General features: G+C 76.6%; 3 protein-coding genes and 1 riboswitch. Of the genes, 1 reads left to right on the top strand and 2 read right to left on the bottom strand.

The genetic code is table 11. From position 1 onward, the window contains the following. The coding region (locus F2B26_RS15490; protein ID WP_159810884.1) for an oxidoreductase C-terminal domain-containing protein at positions 1-594 on the top strand (594 nt) is incomplete at its 5' end. A gap of 82 nt (positions 595-676) precedes the next feature. Here F2B26_RS15490 and purH read toward each other — a convergent pair. Together purH and purN are read right to left on the bottom strand one after the other, a co-directional pair. Next, the gene (gene purH, locus F2B26_RS15485) at positions 677-2,314 is read right to left on the bottom strand and encodes a bifunctional phosphoribosylaminoimidazolecarboxamide formyltransferase/IMP cyclohydrolase (RefSeq protein ID WP_159810882.1); all 1,638 of its coding nucleotides are present in this window, start codon (positions 2,312-2,314) and stop codon (positions 677-679) included. 53 nt (positions 2,315-2,367) lie between these two features. After that, positions 2,368-2,456, bottom strand: a riboswitch (ZMP/ZTP riboswitch). A 3-nt stretch (positions 2,457-2,459) separates the two neighbouring features. Next, on the bottom strand, positions 2,460-2,964 hold a 505-nt coding region (purN, locus tag F2B26_RS15480), incomplete at its 5' end, for a phosphoribosylglycinamide formyltransferase (RefSeq protein WP_159810880.1).

Raw genomic sequence — 2,964 nt, 5'->3', positions numbered from 1 at the left:
GTGCGGCCGGGGGCGGTCGAGCTCGCCGACGGCCGCACGCTGGCCGCCGACCTCGTGCTCGCCGCCGTCGGCGCCGTCCCCGCCACCGAGTGGCTGGCCGGCACGCTGCCCCGCACCGCCGACGGGCGGCTGCTCGTCGACGAGCGGATGCGGGTGCTCGACGGACCCACCGGGGCCGGACGGTCGGACGTGCGCGCGCTCGGCGACGTCGCGACCCGGCGGTCGGCCCGGCACGGCTGGGTCCGCGGCGGGCACTGGGACGGTGCGCTGCGCGGTGCGCGCACGCTCGCAGCGGACCTCACGGAGGCGGCCGGAGCCCTCGACGACCCCGCGCCGTACGTGTTCTCCCAGCAGCTCGGCCACGACCTCGCGCTGTTCGGCACACCGCCCCCTGGCAGTGAGGTCGTCCTCCGCGAGGCGGGGCGGTCCTGGTCGGCGCTGTGGGTGCGCGACGGTGTGCTCGAGGCCGCGCTCGTCGTCGACAGCCCGCGCGAGGTCGGCGTCGTCCGGCGGCTCATGTCGGGGCCTGCCCTGCCCCGGATCGACCCTGGGCAGGCCGCCGACCCCGGCCGTCCGCTCACCGCAGCGCCCTGAGGCCAGGGCGGGAGAGGCCCGTCGCGGACGCCGTGCTGACGGCGCCCGCGACGGGCGGTGAGCTCTCGACGAGCCCGGGTGCTCAGTGCGCGAAGTGCCGGGCGCCCGTGAGGTAGAGCGTGACACCCGCAGCCGCGGCAGCCGCCGTGACCTCCGCGTCCCGGATCGACCCTCCGGGGTGCACGACGGCCCGCACCCCGGCGTCGAGCAGGATCTGCAGACCGTCGGCGAACGGGAAGAACGCGTCCGAGGCCGCGACGGCGCCGCGGGCCCGCTCCTGGCCGTCGGCCAGCGTGTTCGCCCGCTCCACCGCGAGCCGGCAGGAGTCCACCCGGTTCACCTGGCCCATCCCGACGCCCACGCTCGCCCCGTCCTTGACCAGCAGGATCGCGTTGGACTTCACGGCACGCACCGCACGCCAGGCGACCCGCAGATCGGCCAGGGTGGCGGCGTCGGCCGGCTCGCCCGCCGCCAACGTCCAGGTCGTCTCGTCGTCACCGGCGGCGTCGACCAGGTCGCGGTCCTGGACCAGCAGGCCCCCGCTGACGAACCTGCGGTCGAGGCTCGGCGCGACCTGCTCGACCTGCAGCAGGCGCAGGTTCTTCTTCTTCGCCAGGATCTCCAGGGCGGCCGGCTCGTACCCGGGGGCCGCGACGACCTCGGTGAACACCGGGGCGATCTGCTCGGCCATCGCGACGGTCACGGTGCGGTTGGTCGCGATCACCCCGCCGTACGCCGACACCGGGTCGCACGCGTGCGCCCGGGCGTGCGCCTGCGCGACATCGGCACCGACCGCGATCCCGCACGGGTTCGCGTGCTTGACCACCGCGACCGTCGGGACGTCGCCCTGGTCGTGCGCGGCCCGCCACGCCGCCTCGGCGTCGGTGTAGTTGTTGAAACTCATCTCCTTGCCGCCCAGCTGGGTGGCGCCGGCCAGGCCGCGCCCGGCGGCGCCCTCGTCGTCCAGGTAGAGCGCGGCCCGCTGGTGCGGGTTCTCGCCGTAGCGCAGCACCGGGCCGCGGGCGAAGGTGGCCCCGGTGACGGCGGCGAAGCCCGACTCGACGGCCACCTCGTCGGGCGCGTAGACCTCGGCGAACCACGAGGCGACGGCCACGTCGTAGGACGCGGTGTGGGCGAACGCGGCAGCGGCCAGCGCCCGGCGCTCGGCCAGCGTGAAACCACCCGCGACGGTCGCGGCGACGGCCGCGTCGTACCCGGCCGGGTCCACCACGACCGCCACGCTCGGGTGGTTCTTGGCGGCGGCGCGCACCATCGACGGACCGCCGATGTCGATGAGCTCGACGCACTCGTCCGGCCCCGCACCCGAGGCGACGGTCGCGGCGAACGGGTACAGGTTGACCACGACGAGCTCGAACGGCGCGACGCCCAGCTCCTCGAGCTGCGCCAGGTGCTCGGGCCGGCGGGTGTCCGCGAGCAGCCCGGCGTGCACCCGCGGGTGCAGCGTCTTGACCCGACCGTCGAGGCACTCCGGGAAGCCGGTGAGCTCTTCGACCCGGGTCACCGGGACCCCGGCGGCCGCGATGGTCGCGGCGGTGGACCCGGTCGAGACCAGCTCGACGCCGGCGGCGTGCAGGGCGGTGGCCAGCTCGGCCAGCCCGGTCTTGTCGTAGACGCTCACGAGCGCCCGGCGCACCGGGCGGCGGGTCTGCGGTGACGTCGGGTCGGCGACGGGGGCGAGATCGGGCAACGAGTGCGACATGGCGGACTCCTCCGGTCGGAGATGGGCCGCAGGACGTCCCGCGGCTCGCGGACCGGCGGCACCCAGGCGGGCGATGCCGACGAAGGACCCTCGGCCGCTCCCCGGTGGTCAGGCCCACCCGGCGCCAGTCGCGGCCGGGGCCATGCTAGCGCGGGCCGGGCCGCCCGATCGTGGCACGGCGCCCGTCGACGACGACCCCGTCGGCCGCCACCGCACCCACCACCTGGACCAGCAGCTCGCGTTCGACCTGCTGGATGCGGGCCCGCAGCGCGGCCTCGTCGTCACCGTCGAGCACCGGCACCGCCGCCTGGGCGAGCACCGGGCCTGAGTCCAGCCCGGCGTCCACGAGGTGCACCGTGCAGCCGGACAGCCGCACGCCGTAGGCCAGCGCATCGCGCACCGCGTGCGCCCCCGGGAACGCCGGCAGCAACGACGGGTGGGTGTTGAGGGCGCGGCCGGCGAACCGCTCGACGAACGGCGCGGCGAGCACCCGCATGAACCCGGCCAGCACGACGAGGTCGGGGTCGAACACCGCGACCGTCTCGGCCACCGCGACGTCCCAGGCGGCCCGGTCGTCGAAGTCGGCCGGTGCCACGACGGCGGTGGCCACCCCGGCGGCCCGGGCGCGGTCGAGCGCCGGGGCGTCGGGC

The organism is Cellulomonas citrea, from assembly GCF_009829685.1.
GTDB classification, from domain to species: Bacteria; Actinomycetota; Actinomycetes; order Actinomycetales; family Cellulomonadaceae; genus Cellulomonas; species Cellulomonas citrea.
The sequence above is the reverse complement of the archived record's forward strand: the minus strand, read 5'-3'. Positions and strand labels throughout refer to the sequence as shown.

Coding starts and splice junctions, on each gene's coding strand:
- purH (WP_159810882.1), bottom strand. CDS start 2,314: ATGTCGCACTCGTTGCCCGATCTCGCCCCCGTCGCCGACCCGACGTCA.